13 protein-coding genes and 1 tRNA gene are annotated in these 17,064 nt (G+C 38.1%); 3 read left to right on the top strand and 11 right to left on the bottom strand.

Translation table 11 applies throughout. The features are described 5' to 3' along the window. Positions 1–14 precede the first annotated feature (14 nt). The 11 genes from V5739_RS07055 to V5739_RS07105 all read right to left on the bottom strand — a co-directional run bounded on the left by V5739_RS07055 (position 15) and on the right by V5739_RS07105 (position 14,824). Entirely contained in the window at positions 15–1,268 is a 1,254-nt protein-coding gene (locus V5739_RS07055; RefSeq protein ID WP_266069733.1) for a gliding motility-associated C-terminal domain-containing protein, read from the bottom strand. A 2-nt stretch (positions 1,269–1,270) separates the two neighbouring features. Then, entirely contained in the window at positions 1,271–3,637 is a 2,367-nt protein-coding gene (locus tag V5739_RS07060; RefSeq protein ID WP_423820179.1) for a hypothetical protein, read from the bottom strand. 51 nt (positions 3,638–3,688) lie between these two features. After that, entirely contained in the window at positions 3,689–7,282 is a 3,594-nt protein-coding gene (locus tag V5739_RS07065; protein ID WP_423820180.1) for a beta strand repeat-containing protein, read from the bottom strand. Positions 7,283–8,144: 862 nt separating this feature from the next. Further along, complete coding sequence (locus V5739_RS07070) at positions 8,145–8,348, bottom strand: hypothetical protein (RefSeq protein WP_423820181.1); 204 nt, start codon at positions 8,346–8,348, stop codon at positions 8,145–8,147. Between the two features lie 450 nt (positions 8,349–8,798). Further along, positions 8,799–9,236, bottom strand: coding sequence for a DUF6730 family protein (locus V5739_RS07075; protein ID WP_423820182.1), 438 nt, complete (start codon positions 9,234–9,236; stop codon positions 8,799–8,801). 11 nt (positions 9,237–9,247) lie between these two features. Next, positions 9,248–10,120, bottom strand: coding sequence for a relaxase/mobilization nuclease domain-containing protein (locus tag V5739_RS07080; RefSeq protein WP_423820183.1), 873 nt, complete (start codon positions 10,118–10,120; stop codon positions 9,248–9,250). Further along, complete coding sequence (gene mbpA / locus V5739_RS07085) at positions 10,117–10,413, bottom strand: mobilization protein MbpA (RefSeq protein ID WP_423820184.1); 297 nt, start codon at positions 10,411–10,413, stop codon at positions 10,117–10,119. Before mbpA ends, V5739_RS07080 begins: the two co-directional genes overlap by 4 nt. A gap of 111 nt (positions 10,414–10,524) precedes the next feature. Beyond that, complete coding sequence (locus V5739_RS07090; RefSeq protein WP_423820185.1) at positions 10,525–11,427, bottom strand: toprim domain-containing protein; 903 nt, start codon at positions 11,425–11,427, stop codon at positions 10,525–10,527. A gap of 309 nt (positions 11,428–11,736) precedes the next feature. Further along, a complete protein-coding gene (locus V5739_RS07095) occupies positions 11,737–12,945 on the bottom strand; it encodes a primase-helicase family protein (RefSeq protein ID WP_423820186.1) in 1,209 nt (402 codons plus the stop codon). Between the two features lie 329 nt (positions 12,946–13,274). Then, entirely contained in the window at positions 13,275–14,537 is a 1,263-nt protein-coding gene (locus V5739_RS07100; RefSeq protein WP_423820187.1) for a site-specific integrase, read from the bottom strand. A 215-nt stretch (positions 14,538–14,752) separates the two neighbouring features. Further along, positions 14,753–14,824, bottom strand: a tRNA-Arg gene (locus V5739_RS07105). Positions 14,825–14,945: 121 nt separating this feature from the next. On the opposite strand from V5739_RS07105, the gene V5739_RS07110 reads away from it, so the two are divergent. The 3 genes from V5739_RS07110 to V5739_RS07120 all read left to right on the top strand — a co-directional run bounded on the left by V5739_RS07110 (position 14,946) and on the right by V5739_RS07120 (position 17,025). After that, positions 14,946–15,932, top strand: a complete 987-nt coding sequence (locus tag V5739_RS07110) for a DUF1028 domain-containing protein (protein ID WP_423820188.1) — start codon at positions 14,946–14,948, stop codon at positions 15,930–15,932. A 7-nt stretch (positions 15,933–15,939) separates the two neighbouring features. Further along, complete coding sequence (locus V5739_RS07115) at positions 15,940–16,308, top strand: hypothetical protein (protein ID WP_423820189.1); 369 nt, start codon at positions 15,940–15,942, stop codon at positions 16,306–16,308. A 192-nt stretch (positions 16,309–16,500) separates the two neighbouring features. Further along, on the top strand, positions 16,501–17,025 hold the full coding sequence (locus V5739_RS07120; protein WP_423820190.1) for an HD domain-containing protein: 525 nt from the start codon (positions 16,501–16,503) through the stop codon (positions 17,023–17,025). Positions 17,026–17,064 lie beyond the last annotated feature (39 nt).

The raw sequence follows: 17,064 nt of genomic DNA on the forward strand, positions 1-17,064 counted from the left end.
TTTTTTTTTACTGATTAGTTACCATTGAGATATAGATAACCTGCCTTTTTGAAGATATTTTTTTCATCATTCCCATTGGTATAATCAAATTTGAGTATATAGAAATAAGTTCCTGTAGGCAATTGCTTTTCCCCCTCAATATTCAATCTGCCATTAGAAAAACCATCAAACAAATCCCCATCTTCTCCGTAGTTATCTGTTTCAAAAACTTTAACTCCCCATCTATTGTAGACTTCTACCTGAAGATTTTCGGTACAGGTATTTGAAGCTCCTGTATTGATTTTGAGATAATCATTTACGCCATCATTATTGGGTGATACTGCATTATAAACTGTTATTTGGCAGGGGAGAACATTAGAATCGTCCATTCTGGCTAATGTAAAAACACCCCCCTCTTTAACAACAGTTGAAACTGTTTGGTTGTCGTTACTTACAATTCCTCCCTCATCTATCCATCTATTTTCTTCTACATCCCACCTGACAATGTGAATAGAACCTTCTCGAGGTTCATGTAGTATTCCAGCTGGAGTTGTATTCTCATTCCAGGAAAGGGTAATAAATGTATCTTCTGTATTTCCAGTATTTTCAATTATCCAGTATTCCTGGTCATTAATAAGTTCTACAAAATCGGGACGTAAATGATGAGGATATAGAGCATCGCTGTTTTCCAGTATATATTTAGACTCTATAATACTTGCTTCATTTGATAACTCTGAAGTTCCGGCATACCTGTAAAAACCACCATCTCCAATTGGAAAAATAAAATCTTCGGCACCGTAATGTCCTACCCTACCGTCTACATGACTGTTATTGGAAGTATTGATATGACTAGAGTTTTCTCCAAAAAATAGACTTCCTCCGTAATTATCGTTGTCGATAATACCATACAAGAAGCTGGACTCTCCCTCAATAGTTATGTCTCCTGATAAATGAAATGGAGATAACTGACTCTGGTTGTTAAATTCAGTATTATAAAAATAACTTTCCTGACTCCCTGAGATCTCCTGATTAGCCGCACCCAGAAAACGGATTAATCCTGTATTTTCATAATAATTGATAATACCATCATTATTAAAGTTCCTGTATATAAAAGTTTCTCCATCATTGTAAAACTCTCCTGCATCTGCATTGTTAAAATTATTAACTACAGAAAATTGAGTATTCACATTCACATAAAGTGTCCCCAGATTTGTAGTCTGGGCTGAAGAGTTTATTGAGAAACCCAATAGTGAAAATAGCATTGTTGAATACTGATAAAGGTGCTTCATACCTAATTATTTTGAGCTTTGGATGGCAGCATAGGGTTACTTATTATACCACATCTCTTAGTGGTCACTGCTATAATATTTGTTGGTTGAGATTCACATTGAAACCCGTTCGTCTCGGTAATAGTTATTCTTCTAAATAAAGTTGAAGTTCTAACCACACCTGGTTGATAACTCTCACCGGATGCTCCAGACACCTCTTCCCATATAATTCCTCCATCAGTAGAAAACTGCCAACGGTAACTAACAATACCATTTCCACTGCCAGATGATTGAGAGGTAATTACCCCTGGAATGCGACCCGAACATATTTCCTCTCCCCCACTTATACTCCCGGCTTCCGGATTTTCCAATACAATAACTTCAATTTCTGCAAGATCACTTTCACAGGTGCCGTTAGTTTGTGCCACATAATAAATGGTTGACCCAGGGGTACTGGTGCTGGGAGTAAATGGAATATTAGATCCCGTACCTCCCTCGTTTAAAAACCATCTTAAAGTAAATCCCTCATTTGCTGCTGCAGTTAAAGGTTGTGCCTCTTCTCCTTGACAATAATAGACGGGACTTGTTACTGTGGGAACTAATGGTGCCGGAATAATCTCAATAGAATCTTCATTATTTCCTAAATTCTCGGGTGGCTCAATATTTTCAGCGTTTGTGCCACTCGAGCTTCTAAGCTCCACCACAGCTGAATTAGTATAACCCTGACTGGCATTCACCGTATAATAAATCTTGGGAAAAGAAAAACCTGAACTTAAAACCCCACTACCTGTTTTGGTAAAAGTATATGTACTCCCTGTGTTGGTGTAACTCCATCCGCTATTGCTGGGATTAACAATAGTAGCTCCTGGAGGAAGTGTCTCTGTGACCACTACCTGATTGGTGCTGCTATAGTTTAAATTGTTAGACCCTAAGTTAGTAACTTCGAGTGCGAATCTATTTCCATTTGTGCTATCTAAACAAGATTGATCTACAGTTTTGTTAACTACCATATCTATTCCCTCTGCAATTACGGGAGTATTGACTACAGAAGTATTATTTCCTAAATCCTCATCTGATATATCTGTTGGTAAAGCACTTACAACGTTAGTGACAATATTACCTGCAGGAACTTCCTTTAGCCTGCCCGAAACCTTTATTATACCAGCAGAATTAGCAGAAAGATTTAAACTCCCGGTAAATTCATTAATTGAAGAATTGACAGGTAAACTTGTACCGGCTAAAAAACCTTCAGCTGTAATATTGGTTATCTCAAAGACAGAGGGATCCAATACATTGCCTTCACCATCTGTTAACTTATCTTCAAATTGAATATTCTCTAATGCTCCATCTGTATCGTTGACTATTTCAATATTGTAAGAAATCTCATTTTCATTATTCCCTACATCAATACTTCTTAAGGTACTTTTATCGGTCTTTTTGATAACTCGCAAATTTCCCGGAGTGGTTACCAACACATTACGTATTTCGTGAAAGTTGAACGAACCCCCGGTAGATGCTGCAAAACCAAGTTTTAATAGATTTGGTGGTACATCACTGGTGGTGTATGTAATCAATTGTGTGAAATTACCATCGTAAGTTTTGGTCCACCTCACTATAATCTCATAACCCGCACTTCCTCCAAGTGGGATTATTTCGATTTGAATTCTTCGATAAAATGTTGAGTAATCCGGGCGTATGCTCCTAACAGTATTATAATCTATTTCGTTTCGAGCTCTAATCGTGTTTGCTGTCCCACTTCTATCTCCAATTTTTGCTCCTGCTAAAAAACGGTTAGTGGTGGAACTGCTGTTAGTGGTTGGACCTCTCAACACAACAGTATTGGGAACTTCGGCTGCATTGTTTCCATCCATAGCTATTCGCCCAATTCTTCCTTCATTATTGTTTCCAAAATTTCCGTAAGAATCTAAACCAATTCCTACATATCCCCCTGTTACTCCTTGTTGTGTACCTGCATTAGTATTAGGCGCATACCCTAATGATCCTCCATATCCACCTAAATTAAAATCTTGTGGCTCAACAGTTCCATCAAATAAGAACACCCCTATACCATCTGCTCCGTTATTTGAATCATTCCTGCTTCTCCACATGATATATTCAAAGTCTACAAGAACACCCAATGTTGACGGGAATGACTTATTTACATAAGCAAAACCTTTACGGTTACCAACATCCTCTGTTAGTCTCAACCACCCATCATTCACAGGATCAGCCACGCCAGAAGTAAGATAAGCACCGTCTCCAATTATAATATCATTTGATGCATTACCTTTAAAACTTTCTGTTATGGTAAACTGAGCATTTACCTGAATACTAAGCAGTATAAATACGATAAATGGAAAAACAGGTTTCACTTCAATATTTCTAAACATTTCTTGTATGCATTTTGATTAAATAAATGTTTTGTATAAAAACATTTTGAGTTATGGTTTTATAACAAAAACAATATTCATAAATGATCCCACCGTTATATCTGCATTATTTAGAACATCATAGCTTAATACTCCACTATCTGAAACACTTACATTCTCAAAAACATTGGTATCATACCAGGTGATATAGTAATCTAATTCACTCGCTGGTAGCACAGGAAGCGTTGTTGTGGACCCCGGATTCACTACCAGGCCAGATCCAAATTGATCGGCATAGCGCTGGTGTAGATCTATTTCTCCAAATGTTTCCCCCGCAGGCACCTGACTTGCATCGGTAGGGATGATAATAGATGGCATATAGAAAAATTTGGGCATGGCAGATTTTATTTGAGTAATAACGTTCTCTTCATTTGTGTAAGTAAATGTTCCGTCTAAATTATCTTCTAGAGGAGAGACAATGGATGCATTTTCCTGAATCTCATCTAAAGCATCCTGAACATTTACGGCAGTTAACCCGCTGGTTGTATTGTCATAAATTAAAGCATCGGCATTAGTGTCAATTGAAGCAATTACAGCTCCAGTGGAATCTGTGAAATTGTACAAACCAGATGCTGCATCATAAACAACTTCAACTGAAAGCACATCAAATTCAACATCAGTACCGTCATTACTAGTGAAAGTGTAAGAACCATCAGCATTATCCGTTAAGTTCGACTTAGATACTGTTCCAAGAACGGTTGTTCCATCAGCTCCAAGCAAAGAGAAACTCCCATCTTCATTATCTTCAATCGCAAGGTTCCCAAAACCGGTTTCCAGTTCGGTAAACAATTCCTCTAAAGCTGACTGGACATTAGTGGCTGTAAAACTGTTGGTGGTGTTATCAAATGTAATTGCATCGGCATTAGTGTCAATTGAAGCAATTACAGCTCCAGTGGAATCTGTGAAATTGTACAAACCAGATGCTGCATCATAAACAACTTCAACTGAAAGCACATCAAATTCAACATCAGTACCGTCATTACTAGTGAAAGTGTAAGAACCATCAGCATTATCCGTTAAGTTCGACTTAGATACTGTTCCAAGAACGGTTGTTCCATCAGCTCCAAGCAAAGAGAAACTCCCATCTTCATTATCTTCAATCGCAAGGTTCCCAAAACCGGTTTCCAGTTCGGTAAACAATTCCTCTAAAGCTGACTGGACATTAGTGGCTGTAAAACTGTTGGTGGTGTTATCAAATGTAATTGCATCGGCATTAGTGTCAATTGAAGCAATTACAGCTCCAGTGGAATCTGTGAAATTGTACAAACCAGATGCTGCATCATAAACAACTTCAACTGAAAGCACATCAAATTCAACATCAGTACCGTCATTACTAGTGAAAGTGTAAGAACCATCAGCATTATCCGTTAAGTTCGACTTAGATACTGTTCCAAGAACGGTTGTTCCATCAGCTCCAAGCAAAGAGAAACTCCCATCTTCATTATCTTCAATCGCAAGGTTCCCAAAACCGGTTTCCAGTTCGGTAAACAATTCCTCTAAAGCTGACTGGACATTAGTGGCTGTAAAACTGTTGGTGGTGTTATCAAATGTAATTGCATCGGCATTAGTGTCTATTGAAGCAATTACAGCTCCGGTGGAATCTGTGAAATTGTACAAACCAGATGTAGCATCATAAACAACTTCAACTGAAAGCACATCAAATTCAACATCAGTACCATCATTACTAGTGAAAGTGTAAGAACCATCAGCATTATCCGTTAAGTTCGACTTAGATACTGTTCCAAGAACGGTTGTTCCATCAGATCCAAGCAAAGAGAAACTTCCATCTTCATTATCTTCGATCGTAAGGTTCCCAAACCCGGTTTCCAGTTCTGTAAACAATTCCTCTAAAGCCGACTGAACATTAGTGGCTGTAAAACTGTTGGTGGTGTTATCAAATGTAATTGCATTTGCATTAGTGTCTATTGAAGCAATTACAGCTCCAGTGGAATCTGTGAAATTGTACAAACCAGATGTTGCATCATAAACCACTTCAACTGAAAGCACATCGAATTCAACATCAGTACCGTCATTACTGGTGAAAGTGTAAGAACCATCAGCATTATCCGTTAAGTTCGACTTAGATACTGTTCCAAGAACGGTTGTTCCATCAGATCCAAGCAAAGAGAAACTCCCATCTTCATTATCTTCAATCGTAAGGTTCCCAAAACCGGTTTCCAGTTCTGTAAACAATTCCTCTAAAGCCGCCTGGACATTAGTGGCTGTAAAATTGTTAGTGGTGTTATCAAATGCAATTGCATCGGCATTAGTGTCTATTGAAGCAATTACAGCTCCAGTGGAATCTGTGAAATTGTACAAACCAGATGCTGCATCATAAACCACTTCAACTGAAAGCACATCAAATTCAACATCAGTACCATCATTATTAGTGAAAGTGTAAGAACCATCAGCATTATCCGTTAAGTTCGACTTAGATACTGTTCCAAGGACAGTTGTTCCATCAGCTCCAAGCAAAGAGAAACTTCCATCTTCATTATCTTCGATCGTAAGGTTCCCAAAACCGGTTTCCAGTTCGGTAAACAATTCCTCTAAAGCTGACTGTACATTAGTGGCTGTAAAATTGTTAGTGGTGTTATCAAATGTAATGGCATCGGCATTAGTATCAATACTGGCAATTGTGGCTCCAGTACCATCGGTAAATGTATAGACACCCTCAAGGACGGTCACGTTTGTAGTATTAGCATCTATAACTATTTGAGTGCCATCTACTGCGGTATGAGTATAAGTGCCATCATTATTACTAACCAATACATCTGTAGTATTATCAAGGTTATTTTGAATCTCATCTAAAGCATCCTGAACATTTACGGCAGTCAATCCACTGTTGACATTATTATAATTCAATGCATCAGCATTGGTATTAATTGTAATATGCTCCCCGTTAGTATTGGTTAAATTATAGGTACCATCTTCATTATCAATTAATTTCGTGGTGTTTGCATCAAAAATTGTCTCTATACCACTTCCGGAAGAAAAAGTAAAAGTTCCGTTTCCATTGTCGATTATAGAAGAATAGGTAACGTTATCTTCTAAAAGCGATATAATCTTCTGATAAACAGATCCGTTACTACTGATATTTTTAATAACATCGGAAGGAACATCTATTGTTGTAAGGGAATTATCCTCACTAATATAAGTGTATGTACCATCAAGATTATCCACAAGACGGGTTATAGTCTCATTGGTAATATCATCTAATTTGATGTTTATTTGATCCCCTGCTTCATTAAAATAAACAAATGATTGATTCTCAATATTCCAAACAACATTATTTGCAGGAATACCAGGATTTGTTTGTGTTGTTGATGTTATTCTATTCCATATACCGGCATACCAGTAGTAATAACCTGGAGTTAAACCACTGGAGTTAGTGGTGTTAAAAACCAATAGACTTTCAACATTCCCATTTGTAATTGTTGTTTGGTCTGTTAGACTGTTAAGTGGAACCTGGGGGATGAGAATTCCCCGATCTGAAGCCACAATTTCTAGCTGACTGGATAAGTTGGGCATATCCGTTCCTATACCTACCTGGGCATTAATAGTAAAACTAAAAAATAAAATTGCGAGGGGTAATAGTTTCTTCATATATATTCAATTTTGAGCTTTTTAAACCAGCAAATAGTTTTAGAGAAGGATGGAAATTTTATACGATACAGTTTCTTTACGAATCAATAAATTGAAGATCTCTTGTAAGCCAATTACCTTTTTTTTAAAAAAAATAGAATTCCTACTCTTTTAGATGTGAAGGGAATTACTAGGACATCGACAAGACCTTTTTATCTCGCGTGCAAAAAAAGGATAACGAGCGGAATTACAAGCATACAATCCCAGCATGAGTGTATCCATATTCAATTTGGATACTTATCCAATCAAAGAAATAGGTGAGATGCGGGGTACAGGAACCAAATTATCACTCTGCTAACTGTAAGAAAACTTGCGTAAAATAACTGCACTCTTTTTTATCCGTAAAATCCATTTTTTGCCTTATTGTAGATTTACACTTATTATTACAATAAGGATTGTGCTATTGTAGTTTACCCCTAATTTTACAATAGTGAGTTCCTTATTGTAAAACGGACATGAGTTTATGAAAAAGTGGTTTATCAAAATAGTCCCACTTCTGACACAGCCACCGGCAAAACTCCTCTTTAATTTCAGGATATGTTGCAAGAAATCCTGTTGGTGGTGAGGGTCTTATTTCATAATCATACGATAACCTTTAAACTTTTTGTCCTGATGAAGTTTCATACACATTCCAGATGTTGGTATTTGACAATACTTTAGAAGCCCCGGGAACTTATATTAGGTAATTGGATTCAAGAAAGCTTTTAAAGTAATTGACTCTTGGTTTAATTCATCTAACACTCCGCCTAGAATTTCCTCTTTAGCTTTGGCCGGATTTGATTTCTCCCTATCTGAATAGTATTACTTACCAGGCTAGTCAAACCTAAATTATTGTATATATTGTATATAAAACAGCCCGTAAAAAATAACCCATAATTTTTCCATTAATTTCCAATAGATCTTTACCAACCTGTTCCTGATCCGGCTGTATTAATCCAAAGGGAGTCTTTTCCGGCTTGTAATATTTCTCTTTGGATAATTTAGATATTTTACCCGCTTCTACCATCCGGTTTAAAGCTTTAATCACAGCTTCATTTTTTTCACCTCTACACTAAAATCTTCATAGGTAAAAACATAGCCCCTAGGGAATCTATTGATGGTATTAGCTATGTAATCAGTTATTTTCAAGAATTACTGTTTTTTTCAAATGTGGAATTTTGTCCAGTTTATTATTAAAAAAACTGGACATTTTTTAAATAAATTGGGGATAACTGTAGACCCACTATATTTCTTTTAGTCCCGAAGATATTTTAAAAATCCAAAGGGAAATGTGAGAGAATTATAATAAACAAAAATGAATTTCTATCCTTAATATTTCCAGGATTCGCCAATGGATTCTGGTCTTGGCACATACAGGTTAGTAATTTAGATCTCGTTCTCAAGCCCCAATATCTACCATAACTTACCTGCGCGGGATCCGATGCTGTTTTTATAGCGTACAGTGGTTAAGCGTTAAATAAAAACAGCATTGGGCGCATTACGGAATGTTATGGTTTTGCAGCCAGTTTTTATATGCTTCTCGTCGACCTGGATTCTCCTTTAAATATTCACCATATTGAAATGCCGGATAAACATCATTTTTATCATTTTTTGAATTCTCTAATTGAAGACCCATATAACAGATTATACTAATTAAAAGGACCAGCACACTTCCAAAGAGGATGCCCATACTCTTGGGGAGTATATATGCCTTCTTTAGCTTTTTATCAATAGCTTCTAATTTATCTGCCATTAAAGCATCTTTCTCCTGTTGCTTCTGAAAGAAAAAACCTAATTGCCTTTCCATCACTTCGGTACTTATTGGAATGCTATGACTTTGAAGTTCATTTGTCATCTTCCTCAACTGCAAAAGGGCAACCTGAAAGTCCTGAATTTCATCACTCATCAGCTCCATGATCTCATCTATTTTCTTCATCTCATTGTATTTTAATATCCCATTCCTATTCCTGGATCCAGAGCTCTTTTGATGGTCTGTTTGATCAAATCTTTGGCTATTTTATTTATGAGGCCGGTACTAAGTTGTACGGTACTGCTAAGTAGCTGAAGAGAACGTGGTGGCTCTTTGAGCTTTGTGATACTATTGTTTTGACTGATTCCCAAAATAATTTTATTGCCACTCATACTCCTGTGGATTTCACTACCCTTCAGATTTATACCATTGTATTCAAATCTAAAACCCTGCAACTGCCTGGATCTGTTAATACTTGGAATAACCTTTACCCTATGTACCTGCATCTTCTGTATATACTCATCAAGAGATTTAGGTTTTGTTTGGAGAATTTTCTCATGTATGAATTGAACTTCTTTGCGGTGATGTTGAAGCTCAACTAGCCTGGCTTGTTGCACTTCCCTTACTCTTTTAAGGCCTAACTCCCTTGCAATGCTATCTGCGGCAATTTGACTTCGTTTTCCAATAAAGCTGTCTTTATAAACTTCCCCCGTGAGGCTAACGCGGTTGGCATAAATATGAATGTGAGTATGGTTCTTATCCCGATGAACAAAACCTATGGCCTGATGATTCTGAAGATTCATTTTTATTAAGAACCTTCGAGCGATCTCACCCAATCCTTCCGAGGTCATATTCTTTCCATCTTCTATGGTTGGACTTACTATAAAACTAAGAGTGTTTTTGGAGCATCTTTCATGCTGGGATTGGATAATTTGGAATTCTTCTGTGATCTCCCGGGGATTGTCTCCCGCAAGGTGTTCTTTAAGTACTACCTCTGCCTCCTTTTCCTGATCCCATCCATAGGCTAACGATGCCTTTGTTCTTGAGATGGCGTGTCCTTTACCTATCATTTCTTGAAATTTTGTAAGTGAGTTCTAATTTCCTCAGCAAGCCGCTCCACCGTTGCTGCTAACTTTGGATCCCGTTTTTTGAACATATTACTAATTCGGGTAAAGTTGTTCTTATACTCCACCAACATCCGATAGTATTCTAATTGTTCCGGTGTTAACCTTTCCACAATGTTTCTTTCAAAGGCAGTGGAGCGAATATATTCCGAAAGGGATATTCCTGCCCTGGCTGCTCTTTTTTTGAGTAGCTTTTTCTCATAAATTGAGCATCGGATTTGAATGAATTCCCTTTTCATCTATTTTTCTTGTTAGCCTTTGCGACCTCCGGGAGTAAAGCAAGATTGTCATGACAATGACACATCTTGCTTTGCTTCTCAAAACGATAATCATGTGTAGCTTTAATTAATTTAAGTTGTGCTACTTCTTTTTTTATACACATTCAAAATTTGAACAATCTGCTTACTTACAAGCATTTCATTCAAGTCCTGAAAATTTTTGTAAAGACTACTCTCATCCTTAATGTGAGAATAACTTTTAAGCAAGTTTTTCGTTGCTGTTCTTCCAGATGGATCCCTGTCCAGGTATAAGGTTACTGCTTTATAGTTTTTACAAATAGGATGCACTTCAGGAATAAAAGAGAGGGAATTTAGAATAAGAAGATCTGCTCTCTCTATTTCCTCTGAAGCTATTACTGCCAATGATAACAGGTCAAACATTCCTTCAAGTACAATTAGCTTTTCTCCCCCCTTCTTTAAGTAGGAGTAGCTTTTAGGTGTAGTAGAACTTTTACAATAAAGATTTCTCAATTCCCAGCCCCCTAAATGATTTTTAAGGCCAAGAGCAAAAAACGTCTTTCCATGGCATTCATACCAGATCTCTTTAGAATAGGTTGCTGCTACATGAAGTGGAATCTTTCGGGAGGACAGATACTCTTTTAGTGAATAATGTTCTATAGGCAGGACCTTAAGGATCTTGTTTTTTGGTTCCTTTATTTGGCTCTTTTTCCTAAAGTTTAGATTGGATGGAGAAACCGGTAATCCCTCTGATAAATAGCCAAGTGCCTCTCCCACCGAACAGCCTGAAATTAAACATACCAGGTCAATCACATTACCTCCTTTTCCTATTCCGAAGTCATACCATCTGTTGAGCCCCATAGAGACCTTGAAAGAGGCCTGAGTTTCTGACCGCAGGGGACTCAGAAACCAGGCTTCTTTTTCCGATTTATGACTGGGAAAGTGCCCTAGCTTTGCCAGCGTTTTGACGATGCAAATGCTACGGGCTGTTTCACAGTTCATTCCTTTTGTTTTCATCAGCTTTTTATTTGGTAGTGTTTGCTATGTTTTACAACTCTCCTTTCTTTTCCTTCTTTTGTCATCAAATAAATTTTTGATGACAATTTGATGACAATTTGATGACAGCTGAAACCCTTACTATTATTGGTCTTATCTTACTTTGTCATCAATTCATCAAAAAATAAATAGTATTTCAAAGTTTTACCCTCAATAGCAGCTTCCATTTTGATGAAATGATGACAGCAGCTGAAACCTCCCGCAAACACTGGAGATTCCCTGTCATCGTTTTGTCATCATTTCATCATTTTTCACTTCGGAAGAGAGAATTCAGCTGATTTTATCATCCTCGAAATTCTCCAGAAGGAAATTTTTCTTTATAGTGAAATAGCGTCCTTTAGCTTCTATAAAAGATGTAGAACCATCTCCCCAGAGCAGGAACTTTTGGTAGCGGTTGGAATTGGGCTGATTCTCCAGCTTCCAATCCTTCTTCAGGATTTTCCGGATTTGGGTAAGATCGGTTCGAAGTCGGGATTTACTAATGGCATTAAAGGCATCCATCGGACAAAGATTCAGCTCCTCCATATCCTGATTTTCCATCACCATTAAAAGAATATTAGCAAGTTCCCTTTCCACCCTGTTCCGGTTATTCTGCACCAGTTTTTTCAAGGCAGGTGTTTCTATTTGATCAGCAGAAAACCACATCCGGGTTTGGTGCCTGGAATAAAGCTTTCGATTCTTTAGGTAAAACAGAAATGCAGGAACCTCTTTGGCCAGGGATTCCAGGAATTCTGTCTGCTCTTTCTTTATCACAGGAACCTGTAGTACCCAGAAGCGGGTTTCGTGATGGTCTATCTTAATGAAGTTCTCTTCATTGTTACTGCAGAGGATGAACTTTCCGAAGAATTCCACTTCCCGCTTGTCCTTCCCTTTTGCCTCCAGTTTATTGATATTGGTGGTACTTAAGTATTTAATCCTTTCGGTTAGCTCTTCTTTATTAAACAAGACTTCATCTATGCAAATCAGAAGTTTATTCGCCCAATCGGCATTGAACTGGCTGGTAAAGCTATCATTGGTGAGATAGGTAAGGTTATTTTCAAAAATGAGTTTCAGCCATTTAAGAAAAGTACTTTTCCCGGTGGAACGTTCCCGCGAGACCAGGCATAGTATAGGTAGGATTTGTGTAGGCTTGATAAAAAGGAGTTGCAGGTAATCCAAACCCAATTCGTAATGAGCCCCAAATATATGTTTGACAAAACTTAAGGAAGTAGTACATGCTCCCTTTTCCGGGACATGATTTAATGGAGCATATGTATTATAAAAATTGTGGTAGGAGGATTTAAAATCCAGATGATCCGGGATACATGTGAAGCCATCATATTTTGGAATTGCAGCAAGGTAAGTTTTCCCATGGTCCTGCCTGATCGTTTCAATATTCCATGGAACCAGCGATTCATTCACATGGCCTGAAATGCTTGGTGCTTTTACCAATTTGTAATATTGGGTTCCTACTCTGATGTATACCTCTTCCCGTTCCATGTGTACAAAAAACCATTTTCACTTAATGATGAATCACCTGGTATTTTGCAAATCAGATCTTAAGGGAATTATATTCCCTCATTGTCTACCAGAATGAAAATATTCAGGTGCCATTTAAAATCTGCTATACATATTATAATACTCTTAAGAGCTCCATTGCAGCTCATATTTCACAATTACAGTATTTGGCAATTTGACTTTCGTTCAGCAAATATTACATAAGATCCAGGACCTTAATTTTCTGGTTTAGTGTTTTAACGGTTAAAATCAATAGATTTATCATATTATCACCAGACTGCCCCAAATGATTAAAATTTTTGAAATATTGACTAAACATGTTTTTGCAACTCAGGAGTGTTACCCGATGCTTTACTGTTCAACTTTTGCTGTAGCAATTCCATATCTTCACTCACTTTCCTTTCAATTACCTTGGCATAGATCTGAGTTGTAGAAAGTTTTTTGTGTCCTAAAATTTTTGATACCGTTTCAATCGGTACTCCATTAGTCAATGCAACAGTCGTTGCAAAGGTGTGTCTGGCCAGGTGAAAAGTCAGGTTCTTTTCAATAAGGCATATTTCAGCAATTTCCTTTAAATAACTGTTTATCTTTTGATTGGAAATCGTGGGCAGCAGACTATTATTTAAAAGGCAACTTTGATCATGTTTATAATCCTCAATTAGGCTGATTGCTTTGGACAGTAAGGGAAGTTTAACCTGATTTCCATTTTTCTCTCTCCTGGTGATTATCCAGAATTTTTTGTCTATTCCAATCACCAGGTTCTGAGGAGTAAGAAGCATGAGATCTGCATAACTGACTCCGGTATAACAGCTAAAAATAAAAAGATCTTTTACCTTTTTAAGCCTGGATAATTCTGGTTGAAAATTCTCAATTCTCTCCAGTTCATCGGAAGTCAAGAATCCTCTTTCTTTCTGTACGAGATGAGGTTTGAATTTGACAAAAGGGTCCCGGTCTATCCATTCAAGATGAAAGGCCAACGTCACCATTTTTCGTAAACGTTGAATATGTTTCATTACTGCATTGTGCTGGAGGCGTTTTTGGTAATGCCGAGGCCGGACAGCTCTAAGGTAGTTTTCAAATTTTATGATAAACCCGTAATCCAGTTCTTTCAGATAAAAATCTTTTCTCCCATATTCCTTCTTTATAAACTTTCTGATATAATTTTGACTTGTGATATAAAGACGAGAGGTATTATATTTCAGTTTTGAAAACATATTTTCATTGTGATACTTGAACATGTCTTCCAAAGAAAAAAGATGCTCCATATCACCAAAATACCTGGCTTTAATATTTTCCGGAGAGATTACCTTCCCCTCTACCCTTAATTCCTGATAACACTGGAAGAGCCTGGAATGTTCCTGATCCAGGAACTGGTTCAGTTCTTTAGATTTGAAACCTTTACCTATGAGTCTTTGTTTTCTGGAATCCCACAGGTCTACCTCGGCCTTTCTCTTTAGGCTTATATTTAATTTCCTTCCGTTCACAGTGATCCTGGCGTAAACTACAGCCAGGTTATCTTTTGCTCGTTGAGAATAAATCCAGAATAAAACCGAAAATGTTGACAGAGTACGCATAATTGATGACTTTAAGTTGAACAATTTCACGAAAGTCAAACCACCAATTGTGCTGCTTCACAGAGTATCAAGATAAGAATTCAAACCGAAAATATGTTGACGATTTGTGAACTTTTAAGTGCATTTTATTTAATATCAGTTGATATCAAATAAAATGCAAAATCCTGATAATCATAAGATTAACAGGATTTTGATTTCTTTTAAAATGTTAAAAGTAGCCTCGCCAAGAATCGAACTTGGATCTAAAGTTTAGGAAACTTCTATTCTATCCATTGAACTACGAGGCCATGTGGGCGCAAATTTAAAAACTTCCTTTCAGTTTTAAGCCCGAAATACAGATTTTTTGAGGCTAAAGCTCATAAAACCTCCTAAAGGAATATTTATTACTTTTAAAAAAATATTTTGATCATGAAGAGCCTTTCTTTTCTTGCCATTTTTTGCTGCACTACACTCTTTTCCCAATCGGGAAATCCCGGGATCATGAAAGACGCCTTTGCACACACCTATTCTATTGTGGCAAGAGATGCAAAGACAGGCGAGATGGCTGTGGGAGTTCAAAGCCATTGGTTTTCTGTGGGTTCTATCGTTTCCTGGGGAAAATCGGGAGTGGGCGTTGTAGCCACACAATCATTCGTAAGCCCGGCTTATGGCCCACAGGGTTTAGAACTTATGCAACAGGGAAAAAATCCTTCCGAAGCATTGGGGATTTTGCTGGCGCAAGATGAAGGAAAAGAATACCGACAGGTGGCCTTTTTGGATACTTCAGGAAATACTGCTGCCCACACCGGTGAAAATTGTGTAGAAGCTGCAGATCATATTAGCGGTGAGAATTATTCGGTACAGGCTAACATGATGCTCAATGCCACTATAGTACCCGCTATGCAAAAGGCTTTTCTTGAAAATGCTAAATTACCACTGGCCGAAAGGGTGCTAAAAGTACTACAGGCTGCCGAAGCTGCCGGCGGTGACCTTCGCGGAAGCCAATCGGCCGCCATCATTGTTGTTGGTCCCGAAGAAGTTGAAAATCCATGGGAAGAAAAGAAGATCGACCTGCGGGTAGACGATCATCAACAGCCACTGGTAGAGCTGGAACGCCTGCTCAAAGTTGCCCGGGCTTATGAATTTATGAACCGCGGAGACCTTGCCATGGAAGAAAGTAATGTAGACAAAGCACTTGAAGAATACGGCAATGCCATGAAGCTTTTCCCAGACAACCTCGAAATGCAGTACTGGACGGCTGTAGCCCTTGCCAACAGCGGAAGAATGGACGAAGCAAAACCCATTTTTGAAGCTATTTTTAAAGAAGATGAGAACTGGAAGGAAATGACCCGCAGGTTACCCTCGGCCGGCCTTCTTAACATACCGCAACAACAACTGCTAAACCTGATAAAATAAGATGAAAATGAAAAATTTAAAACTCAGCTATCTTACCATGGCCCTCGGACTGGTTTTAATGTCTTCCTGTAAAGATGAAAAGACTGCAACCGAATCTACTCCACAACAAACTGCCGAAACCAGTACGCAGGCAGCTAATAGTGAAGAAGTAAAAGTGAATCCTGCTCACGGGCTTCCCGGCCACAGGTGCGATCTTCCGGTGGGAGCGCCATTAACGGCAAATTCCGCAGGCACTACCAGCCCTGCTGTTTCGAGCCCGGCACCTTCTACATCAGTTTCGCCGGTAAGGGTAGACCAAACGCCACAGGTAAATCCGCCACACGGGGAACCGGGCCATGACTGTACTATCCCGGTTGGAGCGCCGCTGCAAAAATAGTTTCCTAAAATGCCATTTTTGACACCCGTAAAAAGTTTATCAAAAATGGCATTTTTGAATCTGCTTCAGCATTAAGTCACCTCTTCAGAAAAAAGAAAATTTGAATTATTCTGTTTGATGAACTTGAAATATGACTGAAGTTAAATTGTTTCCTTTTTACTTCGGAAAAATTCTTATTTTCAGAAGAAAAAAATGGAAGAGGAAGCTTTGGAGTTCGCAACTAAAGCTCACGGAGAGCAGCAACGGAAATATTCAGAAGAAGCTTATATAGAACACCCGAAGCGGGTGGCAAAAATCGTAAAAAGCGTACCGCATTCCGCAGAAATGATTTGCGCGGCATATCTTCATGATGTCGTGGAAGATACTCCTGTGAAAATCGAAGAAATAAGAGAGAAATTCGGTCAAAAAGTAGCCAATCTAATTGCAGAACTAACCGATGAATACATGAAGGTAAATTACCCTCACCTCAACCGCAGGGCCCGTAAAGAGCGGGAAGTGCAACGCCAGGCCAACATAAGCAAAGAGGCAAAAACCATTAAATTAGCCGATGTTATTGACAACACTCCCGATATTGTGAGAAATGACCCCGGTTTTGGCCGCAAATATCTTTGGGAAATGGAAAAGCTAACGCAGGTACTCATTGGCGGTGATCCAATTCTTTTTGAAAAAGCCAGAAAAGAGGTGGCTGAAGGAAAAAAGGCTTTAGGCCTTAAATAAAAAAGCTACAGAAAATCCCCTTTTTGACACCTTAGGTGA

It is taken from the genome of Salinimicrobium sp. TIG7-5_MAKvit (genome assembly GCF_049569215.1).
Classification (GTDB): domain Bacteria; phylum Bacteroidota; class Bacteroidia; order Flavobacteriales; family Flavobacteriaceae; genus Salinimicrobium; species Salinimicrobium profundisediminis.

Excerpts from the sequence above, each read along its gene's own strand:
- V5739_RS07055 (WP_266069733.1), bottom strand. The coding sequence starts at position 1,268 with ATGAAGCACCTTTATCAGTATTCAACAATGCTATTTTCACTATTGGGT.
- V5739_RS07060 (WP_423820179.1), bottom strand. The coding sequence starts at position 3,637 with ATGTTTAGAAATATTGAAGTGAAACCTGTTTTTCCATTTATCGTATTT.
- V5739_RS07065 (WP_423820180.1), bottom strand. The coding sequence starts at position 7,282 with ATGAAGAAACTATTACCCCTCGCAATTTTATTTTTTAGTTTTACTATT.
- V5739_RS07075 (WP_423820182.1), bottom strand. The coding sequence starts at position 9,236 with ATGAAGAAAATAGATGAGATCATGGAGCTGATGAGTGATGAAATTCAG.
- V5739_RS07080 (WP_423820183.1), bottom strand. The coding sequence starts at position 10,120 with ATGATAGGTAAAGGACACGCCATCTCAAGAACAAAGGCATCGTTAGCC.
- mbpA (WP_423820184.1), bottom strand. The coding sequence starts at position 10,413 with ATGAAAAGGGAATTCATTCAAATCCGATGCTCAATTTATGAGAAAAAG.
- V5739_RS07090 (WP_423820185.1), bottom strand. The coding sequence starts at position 11,427 with ATGAAAACAAAAGGAATGAACTGTGAAACAGCCCGTAGCATTTGCATC.
- V5739_RS07095 (WP_423820186.1), bottom strand. The coding sequence starts at position 12,945 with ATGGAACGGGAAGAGGTATACATCAGAGTAGGAACCCAATATTACAAA.
- V5739_RS07100 (WP_423820187.1), bottom strand. The coding sequence starts at position 14,537 with ATGCGTACTCTGTCAACATTTTCGGTTTTATTCTGGATTTATTCTCAA.
- V5739_RS07110 (WP_423820188.1), top strand. The coding sequence starts at position 14,946 with ATGAAGAGCCTTTCTTTTCTTGCCATTTTTTGCTGCACTACACTCTTT.
- V5739_RS07115 (WP_423820189.1), top strand. The coding sequence starts at position 15,940 with ATGAAAAATTTAAAACTCAGCTATCTTACCATGGCCCTCGGACTGGTT.
- V5739_RS07120 (WP_423820190.1), top strand. The coding sequence starts at position 16,501 with ATGGAAGAGGAAGCTTTGGAGTTCGCAACTAAAGCTCACGGAGAGCAG.